The sequence below is a fragment of the Pseudomonas sp. PA-1-6B genome (genome assembly GCF_021609545.1).
Taxonomy (GTDB): Bacteria; Pseudomonadota; Gammaproteobacteria; order Pseudomonadales; family Pseudomonadaceae; genus Aquipseudomonas; species Aquipseudomonas fluorescens_BV.
On record NZ_WJZM01000002.1, the window covers coordinates 19866 to 37672 of the forward strand.

General features: G+C 59.9%; 18 protein-coding genes. 11 read left to right on the forward strand and 7 right to left on the reverse strand.

Features of this window, described 5'->3' with window-relative positions; translation table 11 throughout:
* Positions 1-60: 60 nt before the first annotated feature.
* From GIV35_RS01670 to GIV35_RS01685, 4 genes are all read left to right on the forward strand, one after another.
* Positions 61-474 (forward strand): GtrA family protein, encoded by a 414-nt coding sequence (locus tag GIV35_RS01670; RefSeq protein WP_236264088.1) that lies wholly within the window; start codon positions 61-63, stop codon positions 472-474.
* The gene (locus GIV35_RS01675; protein ID WP_236264087.1) at positions 455-1441 is read left to right on the forward strand and encodes a glycosyltransferase family 2 protein; all 987 of its coding nucleotides are present in this window, start codon (positions 455-457) and stop codon (positions 1439-1441) included. The genes GIV35_RS01670 and GIV35_RS01675 overlap by 20 nt, the downstream gene beginning before the upstream one ends.
* Entirely contained in the window at positions 1441-2856 is a 1416-nt protein-coding gene (locus GIV35_RS01680; RefSeq protein ID WP_236264086.1) for an ArnT family glycosyltransferase, read from the forward strand. Before GIV35_RS01675 ends, GIV35_RS01680 begins: the two co-directional genes overlap by 1 nt.
* 147 nt (positions 2857-3003) lie before the next feature.
* Positions 3004-3390, forward strand: a complete 387-nt coding sequence (locus GIV35_RS01685) for an MAPEG family protein (protein ID WP_202692573.1) — start codon at positions 3004-3006, stop codon at positions 3388-3390.
* A gap of 207 nt (positions 3391-3597) precedes the next feature.
* Here the strand turns inward: GIV35_RS01685 and mltA are convergent, their stop codons facing one another.
* Positions 3598-4791: a murein transglycosylase A gene (gene mltA, locus GIV35_RS01690; RefSeq protein ID WP_213153540.1), complete on the reverse strand. Its 1194-nt coding sequence runs from the start codon at positions 4789-4791 to the stop codon at positions 3598-3600.
* A 128-nt stretch (positions 4792-4919) separates the two neighbouring features.
* Between mltA and GIV35_RS01695 the strand changes: the two genes are divergently transcribed.
* On the forward strand, positions 4920-5369 hold the full coding sequence (locus GIV35_RS01695) for a c-type cytochrome (protein ID WP_105228815.1): 450 nt from the start codon (positions 4920-4922) through the stop codon (positions 5367-5369).
* A gap of 6 nt (positions 5370-5375) precedes the next feature.
* Here GIV35_RS01695 and GIV35_RS01700 read toward each other — a convergent pair whose 3' ends face one another.
* The 5 genes from GIV35_RS01700 to GIV35_RS01720 form a co-directional block, all read right to left on the reverse strand.
* Positions 5376-5771: a DUF1090 domain-containing protein gene (locus GIV35_RS01700; RefSeq protein ID WP_034129072.1), complete on the reverse strand. Its 396-nt coding sequence runs from the start codon at positions 5769-5771 to the stop codon at positions 5376-5378.
* A gap of 37 nt (positions 5772-5808) precedes the next feature.
* Entirely contained in the window at positions 5809-7470 is a 1662-nt protein-coding gene (gene ligB, locus GIV35_RS01705) for an NAD-dependent DNA ligase LigB (RefSeq protein ID WP_105228814.1), read from the reverse strand.
* 98 nt (positions 7471-7568) lie between these two features.
* Entirely contained in the window at positions 7569-7919 is a 351-nt protein-coding gene (locus GIV35_RS01710) for a DUF1090 family protein (RefSeq protein WP_014720281.1), read from the reverse strand.
* Positions 7920-8131: 212 nt separating this feature from the next.
* Positions 8132-9322 carry a methionine adenosyltransferase gene (gene metK, locus GIV35_RS01715; RefSeq protein WP_236264085.1) on the reverse strand — a complete coding sequence of 397 codons (1191 nt, stop codon included), beginning with the start codon at positions 9320-9322 and terminating at the stop codon, positions 8132-8134.
* 19 nt (positions 9323-9341) lie between these two features.
* Entirely contained in the window at positions 9342-10337 is a 996-nt protein-coding gene (locus tag GIV35_RS01720; RefSeq protein ID WP_054899040.1) for an ArsR/SmtB family transcription factor, read from the reverse strand.
* Positions 10338-10596: 259 nt separating this feature from the next.
* Between GIV35_RS01720 and tkt the strand changes: the two genes are divergently transcribed.
* The 6 genes from tkt to fba all read left to right on the forward strand — a co-directional run bounded on the left by tkt (position 10597) and on the right by fba (position 16809).
* Positions 10597-12594 carry a transketolase gene (gene tkt, locus GIV35_RS01725; protein WP_019817446.1) on the forward strand — a complete coding sequence of 666 codons (1998 nt, stop codon included), beginning with the start codon at positions 10597-10599 and terminating at the stop codon, positions 12592-12594.
* Between the two features lie 138 nt (positions 12595-12732).
* A complete protein-coding gene (gene epd / locus GIV35_RS01730) occupies positions 12733-13788 on the forward strand; it encodes an erythrose-4-phosphate dehydrogenase (RefSeq protein WP_096143751.1) in 1056 nt (351 codons plus the stop codon).
* 17 nt (positions 13789-13805) lie between these two features.
* Complete coding sequence (locus GIV35_RS01735; RefSeq protein WP_096143752.1) at positions 13806-14969, forward strand: phosphoglycerate kinase; 1164 nt, start codon at positions 13806-13808, stop codon at positions 14967-14969.
* Between the two features lie 31 nt (positions 14970-15000).
* Positions 15001-15228 (forward strand): hypothetical protein, encoded by a 228-nt coding sequence (locus tag GIV35_RS01740; protein ID WP_003194953.1) that lies wholly within the window; start codon positions 15001-15003, stop codon positions 15226-15228.
* A 60-nt stretch (positions 15229-15288) separates the two neighbouring features.
* Positions 15289-15621: an MliC family protein gene (locus GIV35_RS01745; RefSeq protein WP_105228813.1), complete on the forward strand. Its 333-nt coding sequence runs from the start codon at positions 15289-15291 to the stop codon at positions 15619-15621.
* A gap of 123 nt (positions 15622-15744) precedes the next feature.
* Positions 15745-16809, forward strand: coding sequence for a class II fructose-bisphosphate aldolase (gene fba, locus GIV35_RS01750; RefSeq protein ID WP_003177554.1), 1065 nt, complete (start codon positions 15745-15747; stop codon positions 16807-16809).
* 312 nt (positions 16810-17121) lie between these two features.
* Here fba and GIV35_RS01755 read toward each other — a convergent pair whose 3' ends face one another.
* Positions 17122-17787, reverse strand: coding sequence for a polysaccharide lyase family 7 protein (locus tag GIV35_RS01755; RefSeq protein WP_003194947.1), 666 nt, complete (start codon positions 17785-17787; stop codon positions 17122-17124).
* Positions 17788-17807: the final 20 nt, after the last annotated feature.

The following is a 17807-nucleotide window of genomic DNA, read 5'->3' on the forward strand; positions in this document are numbered from 1 at the left end:
ATAGTATCGCAGCCAATGCCCAATAGGTGCATTCGTTGAATAACTAACGTGCCAACCTCTATGCCGCAATTACCTTTTATTGGCCGCTCGCTGTCATGTCTGCCTTGTTATCTATTGGTCGGGTTGTTAGCCACCGGAACCCATTACATAGCACTCTTATTATTGGCCTTGGTATTGCCGATATTGGTGTCTACGCTGGTCGGTGCTTTGTTGGGGACCCTGGTGAGCTACCAAGGCAATAAACGGTGGACGTTTGCGAGAGCCACCGACCCGCCCGACAGCCAGCAATGGTTGCGCTTCACCGTCACTGCACTGGCTTACAACCTCGGTAATCTGTCGCTGATGCTAGTGCTGTTGAGTTTTTGGCCGCAATATCCGTGGCTGATGCAAATGATCACCACCCTGTCTCTGACGCTGATCAACTTCCGAATCAGCCAGCAATGGACCTTCCGTCATGAACCGATCAAGACTTGAGCGGGCACCTCGTCCGCTGCTGAGTGTGATTGTCTGCTGTTATAACGAAGCCAAAGTATTACCTGCTTTTCATCGTCGATTGATGGCCGTACTGACGACATTGAGTATTCGATTTGAATTGTTATATGTGAATGATGGCAGTCGTGATGAAAGCCTGGTGTTGCTGACCCAGTTTTGCCAAGTGACCGGCGTTCATTGTTTGAACTTGAGCCGTAACTTTGGCAAGGAGGCCGCCATGGTTGCCGGGATCGACTATGCGCGCGGCGATGCGGTTTTATTTATTGATGCGGATCTGCAGGACCCGCCAGAACTTATTCCCTCGATGGTGCACCATTGGCTCGGTGGCCGTGACATTGTCAATATGCAGCGACGTAGTCGAGTATCAGACGCGTCCAGTAAACGCATCAGCGCTCACCTGTATTACAAACTCATGGGTTGTCTGGTGGACCGCTTCTATGTTCCGCCAGACGTCAGTGATTTCCGTTTGATCGGGCCGGCGCCATTGGCTGCTTTGCGCGCTATGCCGGAGCGTACGCGTTTTATGAAGGGGCTGATCGGTTGGCTGGGGTTCGACACCATCGAGGTGCCTTACGACCGTGAACCACGCAGCGCTGGTCAGACCAAATGGGGTCCCTTTGCACTGGTGGACCTGGGTATTGAGGGGGTGCTGGCAGTTTCTCGCAAGCCCTTGCGCTGGTTCAGCCTGCTCAGCCTGTTGGTGTTCATCGCCACCCTGGCTTTCATCATCCAGCAGTTCAGCGTCGAAACCCTCACGACCCACCACTTTCTCTTGGGCATCGCTGCGTTCATTGCGCTGGGCACGGCGATGATTGGTGAATACCTGGGGGCGACCTTGAGTGAGGTGCGGCAACGGCCCATCTATTTGCTCAACAACCAGCTTGGCGAAATACGCCGGCAGGCCGAGACACCTGACACCCCTCCCTCCCGCGAACAAGAAACCACCTGATGATCATGACTCAACGCACACTCTGGACTGTGTTGCTTGCCATTCTTGGCATGCGCCTGGCCAGCATGGGGCTTTATCCGTTAATGGACACGTCGGAAGCCCGCTACGGCGAAATGGCGCGCAAGATGCTCGTACTGGGTGATTGGGTCACGCCGCTATTCGACGTTGGCGTACCATTCTGGGGCAAACCGCCGTTGTCCTTCTGGACTCAGGCGCTGAGCATGAAAATGCTAGGCATTAATGAATTTGCGGTTCGCTTTCCAGCGTGGCTGTTTCATGTCGGCAGTTGCCTGCTCATTATCCGATTTGCCCGCGAAGAAGCGGATGAGCGTACCGGGTTGCTAGCCGCGATTATTTTTTCCAGCACTGCGCTTGGCCTGCTGTCGGCGGGGGTGGTGTTGACCGACCCGGCGCTGAGCTTCTCAGTCACACTGGCCAGCTACGGTTTTTGGCGTGGTATGGCGCGTTATGACCGGCGTTGGGCACTAATCGGATTTGCCGGCTTGGGGCTTGGTCTCCTGTCCAAAGGACCGCTGGTGTGGGTGCTGGTGGGTGGCGTGGTGCTGATGTGGACGGTCTACCAGAAACGCTGGCGGGCCTTGCTGCGGTTGCCCTGGGTTGTGGGCATTTCCCTGATGCTGTTGATCGCGGTGCCGTGGTATGTGATTGCTGAGTTGCGCACGCCGGGATTCCTGGACTACTTCCTGATAGGTGAGCACTGGAAGCGTTATGTGATCAGCGAGTGGGCGGGTGATTTGTACGGCAGCGCTCACGCCCGGCCAGTCGGTGCAATCTGGCTGGATCTGTTGATGGCAATGTTTCCTTGGACGCTGTTGCTGCCCGTTCTGTACTGGCGTTTATCCACGCTGCGTCAGGCGTGGCCCTATTACAGCTATGTGGTCGTGTGGGCGCTAATAACGCCGTTGTTCTTTACCCTTTCCGGCAACATTCTCTGGACCTACGTCTTGCCCGCGCTACCAGCCTGGAGCTTGTTACTGGCCGGCGCGCTCAATCGTCCTGTCGCGCTCGGTTTGCCAAAAGTTGCGGTGGGCCTTGTGCTCTGTCTATTCATGCCCTTTGGGTTGTGGGCGGCGGCAGTGGATGGGCGTGCCTTTGAACGTGCGAACAATCAACGCGGGCTGGCTCAAGCCTGGCAGCAACTGCAACAGAATGAGCCTGGGCATCTCTATTACTGGGGGCGCAGGTCTTACTCGGGGGAGTTCTACACTGCTGGCCGGGCTCGACGTCTGAAGGACTTCGCCCTGCTGCCCAATGACACGGTGTTCTATGTCGCCCGCCGAGAGCGTGACTTGAAAGACGGCATCGGGCCCTTGCAGGCATTCAACTGCGCAGAGCGTTTGCGTGCCAGTGCGAGCGTACTGTTTCGGTGTGGGCCGCTTGAATCCTCCCTTTGAATGTCTGATGGTGTTTTATTGCGCTACGCTCTGATGCCATGGTGCTGAAAAAACCTTTCGGCTGGTCATGGCTCTTAGCTTGTGAGTACTTGACGGCATGTTCGTGATGAAACTCTAACCGTCGGATAAAACTAAAAGGAATCGGTGATGACAGTCGCTTTATGGTGTGTATTGATCGCAATCTTTCTGCCGTACATTTGCACCGGTGTGGCCAAGTTCAGCACAGGCAAGTTCGGGTTACGGCATAACCACGACCCGCGTGCCTTCCTCGATAGCCTGGAAGGCGTCGCCAAGCGTGCTCATAGCGCGCAACTCAACAGTTTCGAAGTGACCCCGGCGTTTGCCGCTGCAGTCATCATTGCGCACCTGGCCGGCAACGCCGAACTGGTGACGATCAACGTGCTGGCAGTGCTGTTTATCACCAGCCGCCTGCTGTACATCATTTGCTACCTGGCGGACTGGGCGATCTTGCGTTCGCTGGTGTGGGCCGTGGGTATGGCGTTGATCGCGAGTTTCTTCTTCGTTTCCATGTAAGGGACGACGCCGTCGCTATGGGGGAGGGAGCAAGCCCTGATGTCGATCAATTAAATGTGGGAGCTGGCTTGCCTGCGAAAGCGGTCGCGCAGTAACAGATGCAGTGACTGACACACCGCCTTCGCGGGCAAGCCCGCTCCCACAGGGGATTTGCGATAACTGACTGGGTTCAGGGCACGCCTCTCCCACATTGATTATCAGCGTTTGTCAGGTTCCGGCAGGCGCATCCGGCAACTGGGGCAACGCCGCGCCTTTGGGCCACAGCATCCAGATCTGCCCTTGCTGTTTCATATTCCCCGCCAACTCGCCTGCGGCATTGCCTGTGCCCCAGAACAGATCTGCGCGCACTTCTCCGGTGATTGCGCCGCCGGTATCCTGCGCGGCGACAGGGCGTGCCAGTGGCGTGCCGTCTGGTTTGGTGGTCGACAACCACAAGAGGCTGCCCAGCGGAATCACCTTGCGATCCACTGCCACACTGTAGCCGGCGGTCAATGGCACGTTCAGCGAACCGCGGGGGCCTTCGTTGCTGTCGGGGCGGGCGCTGAAGAATACGTAGCTGGGGTTGCTCGCCAACAGTTCTGGAATGCGCTGCGGGTGGGCCTTGGCCCAGGCGCTGATGGCGCCCATGGTCACGTCTTCTTTTTTCAGTTCGCCTTGTTCCACCAGCCAACGGCCAATAGGGCGGTACGGGTAGCCGTTCTGGTCGCCGTAACCCACACGCAGTTGACGCCCGCCGGCCAGTTGAATACGCCCCGAGCCCTGGATTTGCAGGAACTGCAGGTCCATCGGGTCGGTCAGCCAGGCGATCGGCTTGGCGGTAGAGCCTTGGCTGTTGAGGGTGCTGGCGTCGTCATACGGCTTGAGCACACGGCCTTCCAGGCGCCCGCGCAGGCGCTTGCCCTTGAGCTCCGGATAGATGCTGTCGAGGTTGACGACAATCAGGTCGTCCGGCACGCCGTATACCGGCACGTGGGCGGTGGCGGTCTTGGTCAGGCTGCCGGGGTAGACCGGCTCGTAATAACCCGTGATCAAGCCGTTTGGCGTGTTGTTGGCCGAACGCAGGCCGAAGACATCCAGGTGTTCCTTGAGAAAGCTACGAACCGCTACGGCATCGCCCGGTACGCTGGCCGCTGTCGCGCAGGTCGCGCCCCAGATCGGGTCGGCCTTGAGGCGCTGGCAGGCGCTGCGCCAGGATTCAAACCCGGCGAGCAAGTCGCTGTCGGAAACGCTCGGCAGGGCTTCCCACGGTGCGCTCACATAGGTGGCAACGGCGTGAGGTTTGGTTGGCTCCTGGGCCACTTCTTTGTCGGTGTCTTTACCAGCATCGCAGCCGGCCAGTAGCGCGAACATTGGCAGAGCCCAAGCCAGGCGGCGGCCCCAGGGTTTGAAGGTGGTATTCATGCAAGCAATTCCTGAAACGATTGCCCGCGCTTCACTGCATCCGGGCAACCTTATTATTAATAGGGCTATTGGTCTTTGTGGGCGGTGCGAGGATACTGGCCGCCGTTTCCCGTGACCTTGAAGCCATGATGATGTTAAAAAAACTGACCGTTGTATTGCTGGCCTGCCTGGCTTTGTCTGCCTGTGGCGGTGTTGATCCCAATTCCCCCCTGGGCCAGCGCAAGGCGATCTTCAAGCAGATGCTCAAGACCGGTGAAGACCTGGGCGGCATGCTGCGCGGACGTATCCCATTTGATGGCGCCAAGTTCGCCGAGGGTGCGGTCAAGCTGGATGCGTTGTCCCATGAACCGTGGAAACATTTTCCGAGCGTACGCGAAGAAGACCACACCAGTGCCAAAGATGATGTGTGGCAAAAACAGGCGCAGTTCCAGCAACTGGCCCGCGAACTTGAGGCGGCCACCGGTGAATTGGTGATCGCCAGCCAGGTGCAGCCCTACAAGGCCAGCAACCTGCAACCGGCGGTGCAAAAAGTTGAAGATGCCTGTAGCGCCTGCCATAAACAGTTCCGCGATCATTGATCGGTTTTACTGGTCGAGTTCTTCCACTGCGTCCTGCAGCTCTTTACGCGAGTCGGCCAGCTTCTCCTTGCGCTTGTTGATCTTGTCCGGGTCGCCTTTTTTCATGGCCTTGTCGAGGTCGGCCTGACGGCGGCTGACTTCGTGCTTGGCGTCGAGCACCTTGTTTTCACGTTCTTTCTTCAAGCCGGCATCGGTGCAGTGGGCGGTAACTTCGGCCAGGGCTTTTTCCAGGCCAGCCTGTTGCGCGCTGTTGCCGTGGGCCTTGGCTTGTTCGATCTGGCTGCTGATGGCCTGGCGCTTGGCGGCGCAGCCGGTGAGGGGTTGTGCGTCTTCGGCGGCCAACAGCGGCGTGGCCATGAAGCTCGCGAAGGTCAGCAAGGCAAAGGGGGCGAGAAATTTCATATAAGGCTCCAGGTTCGCAATCAGGTGGCGGAGGGGATCAAAACCCATCTATCCCGGCTCCGCGTAATGTTTCAGCCAAGGCTTGTACCTGCGGGTCGCGAAAAAAAGCGCTGAGTTGCGCCGCGCGTCCCGGGCCGATGCCATCTGAGGCCAGCCAGGCTTGAGTGTCTTTGGCGACCAGCGTCTGCCAGTCTCCTTCCAGGTTGTTGCGCGCCGCCGGCGGCACGCCCAAGGCCTTGAGCCATAGTGAAAAAGGGCGTTGCCGGGCGCTTTGAATACTGTCGAGCACCCGCGCACGGGTACGTTCGCCTAAGCCCTCAATGGTAGCAAGCTCGGCCGCATCAAGTGTCAACCAATCGAGAAAGCCTGCGATTAGACCGGCCTGGATCAATACGTTCCAGGTTTCGCGCCCCATGTGGGGCAAGGCCAGGCCGTGTTTACCGCTCAGCCAGGTGAGGCGGGCGAGCAGTTGGTCTTCGCAGCCAGGGTCCAGTTGCCAGCAGCTCAAGGCATGAAAGTCTTGAGGGTCGGGTACCTGCATGTCCACGCGTGTCTCGTTGCGCAGGATCACCTTGTCCAGTCGCGGTATGACCTGGCCCGCCAGGCTGATCGACACATGATCGCCAGGGCGGATATCCAGGGTTTGCCAGCGTTTCAGGGAGCCGACGCTCACTCGGCTGATCTGCCGATCATCCAGCCGTACGGGCTCCAATTCGAGAATAGGTGTAATACGCCCGGTACGTCCGACCCTGAACTCGACCTTGCGCACCAGGGCCAGTGCCTTGATAGCCGGGTACTTCCAGGCAACCGACCAGTAGGGCGCACTGGCTTGCCAGCGCTCGGCGGGCGCTCGCGCACCCTGGTGCAGCACCACGCCGTCGCTGGCGAAGGGTAGTGGTGCGTTGTACCAGTGCGTGCGCCAATGCGCAGCTTCGCTGATGGTGCCCACGGGTTGGCTGTACTGTTGGCTATCGGTGAAGCCCCAGCGCGCCAAAGTGGCCAGGTGTTCGGTGAAATCCGTCGGGCCGTCGGGCCACGCCCAGATGAACAGGCCGATCCCGGCAGCCTCGGCATCGCTCAACTGACGACGGTTCATCAGGCCAGCCACTTTGCTGCGCGCATTGAGCCCGCCCTTGAGCGATTGCACATGGTGGTTGAGGCGCCAATAGAGTTCGCCTTGCAGCACCACATCAACGGCGTCGGGCAACTGTTGGACGATGCCGGGGATCTTGGCGGCGGAGGCTGACCAATCGTGGCCCAGCAGGCCGTCGCCCCGACTGATGAGCTGATGCAAGCGGCCCTGGCGATACACCAGTGTCACCGCAACGCCATCGACCTTGGGTTGGACCCAGACATCCTGTCGAGTGCTGAGCCAGTCACTGACGGCGGGCTCGCTCGGCAGCTTTTGCAGGCCCGTGTGCGCAACCGGGTGAGGTAAGGTACCGCGCGCACTGGCCAGCGGGTTATCAGGCTTGGGTGTCTGCTCGCGGGTGCACTCCTGCCAATGCGCCAGGCGTCTGCGGGCTTGGTCGTAGAGCTCATCGCTGATCAGGGCTTGGCCCTGTCGATGGTAGCTGTCGTCCCACTGCTGGATTTGCCCGGACAGAGTTTCCAGCTGTGAGTGAACGTCATCGGGGCAGGTTTCGGCCCAGGCCCAGGCGGGTACGGCGCTTATGAGAACAGCCAGTAATACGTGCATCGTGAGCATCCTTGCTCGAAAAGGGGGCCCAGCCTAAGTGATCCACGCGCCCACAAAAAAGCCCCGACCGAGCGGGGCTTTTTACCGGGTATTTCTGTTTACTTGAACAGGCCGCCCAAGGCCTTCACAGCATCATTGTTTTCCGCCTTGGCCTGCTGCTTTTGCTGCTTGGCGTCTACTTTTGCCTGGCTGTCGGCGAGTTTGTTGCAAGCTTTGTTGACCTGCTCCAGCGCAGCCTCATACGCCCGCACTTTCAGCAGATCGTTCTTGGCATTGGCCGCGTCGATCTTGGCTTGCAGGTCTTTGGGTTGCTGCTGGCAGTCGCCGGCATTGCCACCACCGAGCTGGGCACTCAGGGCGCCGCTCAGAGCGTTCAGGTCAGCGGCCTGGGCCGACAGGGTGAACAGGCTGAGCAGAAGGGCGGCAGGGGCGAGCGTGGAAATGCGCATGAAAACCTCAATGTTCGATTGCCTGCGCGCTTATCCATCCCGGGCGGGCGCAGTGCAATATCCAAATAAGGTGAAGGGCCCGAGAGGGCGCGGATTCTAGTGGGCCATCATTTGGCCTGCAAGTCTTGGATCCAAAAAAGCCCGAAGTGGTCCTGCAGGCAACAAAAAGCCCCGCCAGGCAGACCTGGCGGGGCTCTATTTGCCGCGAACGATTACAGGCCGGCGGCGGTACGCAGGTCGTTGGCGCGGTCGGTTTTTTCCCAGGTGAAGGTGCTGAAGGTGTCATCACCCACAGTCTTCTGCGCAGGGGTGCGGCCGAAGTGACCGTAGGCTGCGGTTTCCTGGTACATCGGGTGCAGCAGGTCGAGCATGGTGGTGATTGCGTAAGGGCGCAGGTCGAAGATCTCACGCACCAGCTTGACGATCTTGTCATCGCTGATCTTGCCGGTGCCGAAGGTGTTCAGCGAGATCGACGTAGGCTGGGCCACGCCAATGGCGTAGGAAACCTGGATTTCGCAGCGCTCGGCCAGGCCGGCAGCCACGATGTTCTTGGCCACATAACGACCGGCGTAAGCCGCAGAGCGGTCAACCTTGGAAGGGTCCTTGCCGGAGAATGCACCACCGCCGTGACGGGCCATGCCGCCGTAGCTGTCGACGATGATCTTGCGGCCGGTCAGGCCGCAGTCGCCCACGGGGCCACCGATGATGAACTGGCCGGTCGGGTTAATGTGGAACTGGGTGTCCTTGGTCAGCAGTTCGGCAGGCAACACATGCTTGACGATCAGTTCCATCACGCCTTCACGCAGGTCGGCGTAGGACACGTCCGGGTTGTGCTGGGTCGACAGTACGACGGCGTCGATGCCCACGACTTTGCCGCCTTCGTAGCGGCAGGTCACCTGGGACTTGGCGTCAGGGCGCAGCCATGGCAGTACGCCGGATTTACGCGCCTCGGCCTGGCGTTGTACCAGATGGTGCGAAAAGGTGATCGGCGCGGGCATCAGTACGTCGGTTTCGTTGCTGGCGTAGCCGAACATCAGGCCCTGGTCGCCGGCGCCCTGGTCTTCAGGCTTGGCCCGGTCAACGCCCTGGTTGATGTCCGGGGACTGCTTGCCGATGATGTTCATCACGCCGCAGGTTGCGCCGTCAAAGCCGACGTCGGAGCTGTTGTAGCCAATGTCGGTGATCACGTCACGCACGATCTGCTCCAGGTCGACCCAGGCAGTGGTGGTAACTTCGCCGGCGATGATCGCCACGCCCGTTTTCACCAGCGTCTCGCACGCCACACGGGCGAACTTGTCTTCAGCGATGATAGCGTCCAGCACCGCGTCAGAAATCTGGTCGGCGATTTTGTCCGGATGCCCTTCAGACACGGACTCGGAGGTGAAAAGGGAGTATTCGCTCATCTCGATGTTTTCCTGATATTTACCGATGGTGAGTGTCGCCAGCCGGTCGCTGAAAATGGCGGACCTGAATCTGGAAACCATTACGTAAACCTACATAGAGGCTTTCCCCGGGAACGAGTCCCGCAGCGGTGGCCCAACGGGCCAGATCGTCCTGTTCAAAACCCAGCCAGAGATCACCGCAGGCCTCCTTGGCCCAATTCTGGTTGTGGCTGCATAAATCCGTAACCAGCAGGCTACCGCCGGGGTGCAGCAACCCGGCCATTTGCTTGAGAGCTTCTGCCGGTGCGGCGAAATGGTGCAAGACCATGTTCAGCACCACGCAATCGGCTCGCAGGCCGGTGTCACTCAGGGCGTCGGCCAACTGTAGGCGCACATTGCCCAAGGCTTCGCGCTCACAGAGTTGGCGCGCCAGTTCAAGCATCGCCGGGCTGTTATCCAGCGCGGTGACCTGCTCGAAGCGACGCGCCAGTTCGGGCAGGAAACCGCCGTCGCCAGGGCCGACTTCCAAGGCCGTGGCCTCTTCACTGAAGCTCAGCTTGTCCAGCAGCGCCAGTACGCTTTCGCGGTACTGGGCCAAGCCGGCGATCAGATCCTGCTGGGCGCGAAACTTATCGGCCACCCGTGAGAAAAAATCCTGGCTGGCGGCGGCGCGTTGCCCGTGCACCTGGCCGATACGCGATTGCACATCGCCGGGCAGGCACAAGTTATCCACTTCTTCGAGCAGGGCAGCGTGCAATTTGCCGCCAAGCAGTTCGGTATGGGGCAGTGCACGCCGGTAGAAAATCGCATTACCTTCGCGACGGGTGGCCACCAGGTCGGCCTGGGCCAGCACCTTCAAATGGTGGCTCATGCCGGACTGGCCGATGGCAAAGATCTGCGCCAGCTCCAGTACCCCGAAAGAATCGTTGGCCAGTGCGCGCAGTACGTTCAAGCGCAACGGATCGCCAGCGGCCTTGCACAAGGCAGCCAGTTCATCGCCGTCGTCAGGACGCAGGGAGGGCACGGGTAGGTTCATAAGGCCAGCAGTCTAGTGACGGGTGTAGATCCTCGCAAGGCCAATATCAAAAAGTTTTGATATTGAACGATAAGTGGCGGTTATAAGCCGTCGCTATAACCTTTAGACGAACCGGTTAAAGGTTTCTGCAAGGGATTGATGCCCAAAGCACAGGAAAAACGCCCTCAAGTGACTATCTGTCATTGCCCGCAGGCGGTGGCTGAGGGAAAATGCCGGTCCTTTTTTCCGTTTCTTTTCAGCAAACTCCAGGAGATCAGCGATGCCCAGCCGTCGTGAGCGTGCCAACGCCATTCGTGCCCTCAGCATGGATGCCGTGCAAAAAGCCAACAGCGGCCATCCCGGTGCCCCGATGGGCATGGCGGATATCGCCGAGGTACTTTGGCGTGACTACCTGAAACACAACCCGAGCAACCCGTCGTTCGCCGACCGTGACCGCTTCGTGCTGTCCAACGGCCACGGCTCGATGCTGATTTATTCGCTGCTGCACCTGACCGGCTACGATGTCACCATCGACGACCTCAAGAGCTTCCGTCAGCTGCACAGCCGCACCCCGGGCCACCCGGAATTCGGCTACACCCCGGGCGTTGAGACCACCACCGGTCCCTTGGGCCAAGGCCTGGCCAATGCGGTTGGTTTCGCCCTGGCGGAAAAAGTCCTGGGCGCGCAGTTCAACCGCCCTGGCCACGACATCGTTGACCACCACACCTATGTATTCCTGGGTGATGGCTGCATGATGGAAGGCATTTCCCATGAAGTCGCCTCCCTGGCCGGTACCCTGGGCCTGGGCAAGCTGATTGCCTTCTACGATGACAACGGCATCTCCATCGACGGCGAAGTCGAAGGCTGGTTCACCGACGACACGCCCAAGCGTTTCGAAGCCTACAACTGGCAAGTGATCCGCAACGTCGACGGCCACGATCCGGAAGAGATCAAGACGGCCATCGACACCGCTCGCAAGAGCGCGCAACCAACCCTGATCTGCTGCAAGACCACCATCGGTTTCGGCTCGCCGAACAAGCAAGGTAAAGAAGACTGCCACGGCGCCCCACTGGGTGACGCGGAAATCGCCCTGACCCGCGAAGCGCTGAAGTGGAACCACGGCCCGTTCGAAATCCCGGCCGACATCTACGCCGAATGGGATGCCAAGGAAAAAGGCCTGGCGGCTGAATCCGAGTGGGACCAGCGTTTCGCTGCGTACTCCGCCGAATTCCCTGAATTGGCCAACGAGCTGGTACGCCGCCTGGCCGGTGACCTGCCTGCCGACTTCTCGGAAAAGGCCTCGGCCTACATCGCTGAAGTCGCGGCCAAGGGCGAGACCATCGCCAGCCGTAAAGCCAGCCAGAACACCCTGAACGCCTTTGGCCCGTTGCTGCCTGAGTTCCTCGGCGGTTCGGCTGACCTGGCCGGTTCCAACCTGACCCTGTGGAAGGGTTGCAAAGGTGTCTCGGCCGAAGACGCCAGCGGCAACTACATGTACTACGGCGTGCGCGAGTTCGGCATGAGCGCCATCATGAACGGCGTGTCCCTGCACGGCGGCCTGGTGCCATACGGCGCGACCTTCCTGATGTTCATGGAATACGCACGTAACGCCGTACGTATGGCGGCGCTGATGAAGAAGCGCGTGATCCACGTCTACACCCACGACTCCATCGGCCTGGGCGAAGACGGCCCGACGCACCAGCCGGTCGAGCAACTGACCAGCCTGCGCACTACGCCGAACCTGGATTGCTGGCGCCCGGCCGACGCCGTGGAATCCGCCGTGGCCTGGAAGCACGCCATCGAGCGCAAGGACGGCCCTTCGGCGCTGATCTTCTCGCGTCAGAACCTGCAGCACCAGGTGCGTACCGACGCGCAGATCGCCGACATCAGCCGTGGCGGTTATGTGCTCAAGGACTGCATCGGCGAGCCGGAGCTGATCCTGATCTCCACCGGTTCCGAAGTGGGCCTGACCGTTCAGGCGTACGACAAGCTGACCGAGCAAGGCCGCAACGTTCGCGTTGTATCCATGCCGTGCACCAGCGTGTTCGAAGCCCAGGACGCCGGCTACAAGCAATCGGTGTTGCCGTTGCAGGTCAGTGCGCGTATCGCCATCGAAGCGGCTCACGCCGACTACTGGTACAAGTACGTGGGCCTGGAAGGCCGTGTGATCGGCATGACCACCTACGGTGAGTCGGCACCGGCGCCAGCGTTGTTCGAAGAGTTCGGTTTCACCCTGGAAAACATCCTGGGTCAGGCTGAAGAGTTGCTGGAAGACTAAGTCAGTCTGCGTTGTCTGTACTGGCGCCATCGCGGGCAAGCCCGCTCCCACATTTGGATCACGGTCCACTGTGGGAGCGGGCTTGCCCGCGATGGCGCCAGTACATTCATCACTGAACTAACCTTGATCGAGAACCCCATGCCCCAACCGCGTCCCTACAAAGTTGCACTCAACGGCTACGGCCGCATTGGTCGTTGCGTCTTGCGTGCTCTGTTCGAGCGAGGGGCGGCGGCCGGGTTTGAAATTGTCGCGATCAATGATTTGGCCGACATGGCCAGCATCGAATACCTGACACGCTTTGACTCCACCCACGGCCGCTTCCCTGGCGAAGTGCGGGTTGAAGGCGATTGTCTGCATATCAATGGCAACTGCGTGCAAGTGTTGCGCAGTGCCACCCCCGAAGGCATCGACTGGAAAGCACTGGGCGTCGACCTGGTGCTGGAATGCTCCGGTGTTTATCACACCCGTGCCGATGGCCAGCGTTTTCTCGACGCCGGCGCACCGCGTGTGCTGTTTTCCCAGCCGATGGCCAGCGAGGCGGATGTCGACGCGACCATCGTCTACGGCATCAACCAGGATTGCCTGAGCGGCGATGAGCTGCTGGTGTCCAACGCGTCATGTACCACCAACTGCAGCGTGCCGTTGTTACGCCTGCTGGACCAGGCGATCGGCCTGGATTACGTGTCGATCACCACGATTCACTCGGCGATGAACGACCAGCCGGTCATCGACGCCTATCACCACGAAGACCTGCGCCGCACGCGTTCGGCGTTTCAGTCAGTGATTCCGGTGTCCACCGGCCTGGCGCGCGGCATCGAGCGACTGCTGCCGGAACTTGCCGGGCGAATCCAGGCCAAAGCCGTACGCGTGCCGACGGTGAATGTGTCTTGCCTGGATATCACCATGCAAACCGTCAGTGACACTGACGCGGCCGAGGTCAACCGAATCCTGCGCGACGCCGCCACCAGCGGCCCGCTCAAAGGTCTGCTGGCCTACACCGAGTTGCCCCACGCCAGTTGCGATTTCAACCATGACCCGCATTCGGCGATTGTCGATGCCAGCCAGACCCGCGTTTCCGGCCCCAGGCTGGTGAACATCCTGGCCTGGTTCGACAACGAATGGGGCTTTGCCAACCGCATGCTGGATGTTGCCGAACACTATCTGCACATCGCTTCTAAACAACCTCAACAGTAATTCAGGAACTGCGACCCATGACCGTGTTGAAGATGACCGACCTCGATCTGCAAGGTAAGCGCGTACTGATCCGCGAAGACCTCAACGTCCCCGTCAAGGACGGTGTTGTCACCAGCGATGCGCGAATCCTGGCCTCGCTGCCGACCATCAAGCTGGCCCTGGAAAAAGGCGCGGCCGTGATGGTCTGCTCCCACCTGGGTCGCCCGACCGAAGGTGAGTTCTCCGCCGAAAACAGCCTCAAGCCGGTCGCCGAATACCTGAGCAAGGCCCTGGGCCGTGACGTGCCATTGGTCGCAGACTACCTGGGCGGCGTGGACGTGAAAGCCGGCGATATCGTGTTGTTCGAAAACGTGCGCTTCAACAAGGGCGAGAAAAAGAACAGCGACGAACTGGCCCAGCAATACGCCGCCCTGTGCGACGTGTTTGTGATGGACGCGTTCGGCACCGCCCACCGCGCCGAAGGTTCGACCCACGGCGTGGCCAAGTTCGCCAAGGTCGCCGCGGCAGGCCCGTTGTTGGCTGCCGAGCTGGATGCGCTGGGCAAGGCCCTGGGCGCTCCGGCCCAACCGATGGCGGCCATTGTTGCCGGCTCCAAGGTCTCCACCAAGCTGGACGTGCTCAACAGCCTGAGCCAGATCTGCAACCAACTGATCGTCGGCGGCGGCATTGCCAATACCTTCCTGGCCGCTGCCGGCCACCCGGTGGGCAAATCCCTGTACGAGCCAGACCTGCTCGACACCGCCCGCGCCATCGCTGCAAAGGTCAGCGTGCCGTTGCCGGTGGACGTGGTGGTTGCCAAGGAATTCGCGGAAAGCGCCGCGGCGACCGTCAAGCTTATCGCTGACGTGGCCGACGACGACATGATCCTGGACATCGGCCCGCAAACGGCGGCCAACTTCGCCGAGCTGCTCAAGGCATCCCAGACTATCCTGTGGAATGGCCCGGTGGGCGTATTCGAGTTCGACCAATTTGGCAACGGCACCAAAGTGCTGGCTAACGCGATCGCTGAAAGCTCGGCGTTCTCCATCGCTGGCGGTGGCGATACCCTGGCGGCTATCGATAAATATGGTGTGGCTGATCAGATCTCCTACATTTCTACCGGTGGCGGCGCTTTCCTCGAGTTCGTCGAGGGCAAGGTGTTGCCCGCTGTGGAAGTGCTGGAAACCCGAGCCAAAGGTTAAGGCTCGCGTGATCAGGAAAAGGAGCGTTCCCATGATCAAGTCGTTGGCACTGGTGATCGCAGCGGGCCTGTTGGCCGGCTGCGGCAGCACACCCAGCGCGGCGCCCGAGGCGGATAACGCCAAGGCACCGTTGAGAAAAAGCTGTTACCAGGCTGACTGGCAAGCCGAGACCATGCCGGTGATCAACAAGCGCATCGGCAACGAACGGCTGGAGAAATACGACTCCGCGCCCAACGGTCAGGAACAGGGTTGCCCATGACGGGTCTGATCCACTAACCGATAGCAACGGCGGCCCCAGGTCGCCCTGCGAGGATTGGCAATGAAAGGCGTTTTCGCCCTGGCAGCCCTGGCCCTGTTGGCCGGCTGCAGTAGCATGAACCTGTTCGACAAGGCAGAGCCAGCCGACAAATGGACCACCTGGACCTGCGACAGCAAAGCCGAGGTCAACTGGCGCTTTGCCAACCAGGCCCGCTCCGAAGTGGATGTACGCCTCGGCGGTTCGGACCAGGTTTACCGTCTCAAGCAAGAGGTAGCCGCCTCCGGCGTGCTGTACAGCGACGACCAGTTGGCGTTTCACACCAAAGGTGAGGAAGGCCTGGTGTACTGGGTAGCGACGGATGATTTGATTGGGCGCGGCTGCAAAGCCAACTGAACCCAGCAGCAATAACGATTCAGCAGCTCAAGCTCAACCCCTTGATCTGCAATAACTTGAATAGCAGCCGCCGCTACGGCAGGCTTGCACGATTAACGACCCTCGACCGGGAGAGACAACACAATGGCACTTATCAGCATGCGTCAAATGCTGGACCACGCAGCCGAGTTCGGCTACGGCGTCCCAGCCTTTAACGTCAACAACCTTGAGCAGATGCGCGCCATCATGGAAGCCGCTGACAAGACCGACTCTCCAGTGATCGTCCAGGCTTCGGCCGGTGCGCGCAAATACGCTGGCGCCCCGTTCCTGCGTCACCTGATCCTCGCCGCCATCGAAGAATTCCCGCACATCCCGGTGTGCATGCACCAGGACCACGGCACCAGCCCTGACGTGTGCCAGCGCTCGATCCAACTGGGCTTCAGCTCGGTGATGATGGACGGTTCCCTCGGCGAAGACGGCAAAACCCCAACCGACTACGAATACAACGTACGCGTCACCCAACAAACCGTGGCCATGGCGCACGCCTGCGGCGTTTCGGTTGAAGGCGAGCTGGGCTGCCTGGGTTCGCTTGAAACTGGCATGGCCGGCGAAGAAGACGGCATCGGCGCCGAAGGCGTGCTGGACCATAGCCAGATGCTGACCGACCCGGAAGAAGCCGCCGACTTCGTCAAGAAGACCCAGGTCGACGCCCTGGCTATCGCCATTGGCACCAGCCACGGCGCCTACAAGTTCACCAAGCCACCTACTGGCGACGTGCTGGCCATCGACCGCATCAAGGAAATCCATAAGCGCATCCCTAACACCCACCTGGTGATGCACGGTTCTTCCTCGGTACCGCAAGAGTGGCTGGCGATCATCAACCAGTACGGCGGCGACATCAAAGAAACCTACGGCGTACCGGTTGAAGAAATTGTCGAAGGCATCAAGTACGGCGTGCGCAAGGTCAACATCGACACCGACCTGCGCCTGGCATCCACCGGTGCGATGCGTCGCCTGATGGCGACCAACCCGAGCGAGTTCGACCCACGTAAATTCTTCGGCGCCACTGTGACGGCGATGCGTGATGTGTGTATTGCGCGTTATGAAGCCTTTGGTACTGCGGGTAATGCTTCGAAGATCAAGCCGATCTCGTTGGAAGCGATGTACCAGCGGTATTTGAAAGGTGAGTTGAACGCTAAGGTGAACTGAGCCTCAAGTGTTAATAAAAGCCCGCAGCGATGCGGGCTTTTTTATGGACACCATTTAATCAACTTGCAGATGAAGCGCCGAAACCACGGTGTTCTTTGGCTTGTCGCAACGGTGCTGTAGCATCCACCCCGGACCTTGAGCCGACGCACGGTCAATGTGGGAGCCGGGCTTGCCCGCGATGGCAGTGTGTCAGGCGCCGAGGATATTGGCTGATACGCCGCCATCGCGGGCAAGCCCGGCTCCCACAGGGTGCAACGGTGTGTTTAAGACTTTGGGTTTATCTGGGAAAAATCCTGTGCATCACGGGGCGATTCACTCGTGATCAATATCCAATTTCGCAAACGTCACCCGCGCACCCTCATTGGTGTCGCCCGTATTGTCCTGCACATACACCCCCGCCTTGAAGTACAACGGCTTGTCGCCCCAGGCCGCGCCAATCCGTTCATTCCACTCACTGTCAGCGGCATACACGCTCAGCAGCCCGGCTTTGTTGAGGTTGATCACGTAGGTGAAGCTCTTCTGCAGTGGCACATTGGAGGCGACGATGATCACCTGGCTTTCGGCCTCGTCCGGGCGCATGCGCACTTTGGCGACGATGTTGCCGGTCTGGGTTTTCTCCTTGAATTGGTACTCCAGCTTGATCAACGGTTTCTGGCTGTCGTAGGCGTGGATCTGGCCGATCACGATCTTGCCGGAGGAGGGCACCTGGTTGACGGTGAGGGTGGCGCGCAGGAAGTTGTCGGCCTCGGGGTAGGTCCAGTTACGCAGGCGGCCGTCGGCGTAGGTTTCGCGCAGTTCGCTGCGTGGGTAGATGGCGTTTTCGGTGCGCGAGCCCGTCACAGGTGTCCAGAACTGCACGTCGCTGCCTTCGGCCTGGAAGTATTGATCGTTGAAGCCGCTCAGCAGCCTTGGCGTTTCAATGGTCGTGGGTGGGGAGCCGACCGGAATGCTCAGGTTCCAGGTGGAAAGGTCGATCATGGTGTTGGCCTTTTTACAGA

What these genes read in the sequence shown, in the direction of transcription:
- GIV35_RS01670 (WP_236264088.1), top strand. Translation starts at nt 61, where the DNA reads ATGCCGCAATTACCTTTTATTGGCCGCTCGCTGTCATGTCTGCCTTGT.
- GIV35_RS01675 (WP_236264087.1), top strand. Translation starts at nt 455, where the DNA reads ATGAACCGATCAAGACTTGAGCGGGCACCTCGTCCGCTGCTGAGTGTG.
- GIV35_RS01680 (WP_236264086.1), top strand. Translation starts at nt 1,441, where the DNA reads ATGATCATGACTCAACGCACACTCTGGACTGTGTTGCTTGCCATTCTT.
- GIV35_RS01685 (WP_202692573.1), top strand. Translation starts at nt 3,004, where the DNA reads ATGACAGTCGCTTTATGGTGTGTATTGATCGCAATCTTTCTGCCGTAC.
- mltA (WP_213153540.1), bottom strand. Translation starts at nt 4,791, where the DNA reads ATGAATACCACCTTCAAACCCTGGGGCCGCCGCCTGGCTTGGGCTCTG.
- GIV35_RS01695 (WP_105228815.1), top strand. Translation starts at nt 4,920, where the DNA reads ATGATGTTAAAAAAACTGACCGTTGTATTGCTGGCCTGCCTGGCTTTG.
- GIV35_RS01700 (WP_034129072.1), bottom strand. Translation starts at nt 5,771, where the DNA reads ATGAAATTTCTCGCCCCCTTTGCCTTGCTGACCTTCGCGAGCTTCATG.
- ligB (WP_105228814.1), bottom strand. Translation starts at nt 7,470, where the DNA reads ATGCACGTATTACTGGCTGTTCTCATAAGCGCCGTACCCGCCTGGGCC.
- GIV35_RS01710 (WP_014720281.1), bottom strand. Translation starts at nt 7,919, where the DNA reads ATGCGCATTTCCACGCTCGCCCCTGCCGCCCTTCTGCTCAGCCTGTTC.
- metK (WP_236264085.1), bottom strand. Translation starts at nt 9,322, where the DNA reads ATGAGCGAATACTCCCTTTTCACCTCCGAGTCCGTGTCTGAAGGGCAT.
- GIV35_RS01720 (WP_054899040.1), bottom strand. Translation starts at nt 10,337, where the DNA reads ATGAACCTACCCGTGCCCTCCCTGCGTCCTGACGACGGCGATGAACTG.
- tkt (WP_019817446.1), top strand. Translation starts at nt 10,597, where the DNA reads ATGCCCAGCCGTCGTGAGCGTGCCAACGCCATTCGTGCCCTCAGCATG.
- epd (WP_096143751.1), top strand. Translation starts at nt 12,733, where the DNA reads ATGCCCCAACCGCGTCCCTACAAAGTTGCACTCAACGGCTACGGCCGC.
- GIV35_RS01735 (WP_096143752.1), top strand. Translation starts at nt 13,806, where the DNA reads ATGACCGTGTTGAAGATGACCGACCTCGATCTGCAAGGTAAGCGCGTA.
- GIV35_RS01740 (WP_003194953.1), top strand. Translation starts at nt 15,001, where the DNA reads ATGATCAAGTCGTTGGCACTGGTGATCGCAGCGGGCCTGTTGGCCGGC.
- GIV35_RS01745 (WP_105228813.1), top strand. Translation starts at nt 15,289, where the DNA reads ATGAAAGGCGTTTTCGCCCTGGCAGCCCTGGCCCTGTTGGCCGGCTGC.
- fba (WP_003177554.1), top strand. Translation starts at nt 15,745, where the DNA reads ATGGCACTTATCAGCATGCGTCAAATGCTGGACCACGCAGCCGAGTTC.
- GIV35_RS01755 (WP_003194947.1), bottom strand. Translation starts at nt 17,787, where the DNA reads ATGATCGACCTTTCCACCTGGAACCTGAGCATTCCGGTCGGCTCCCCA.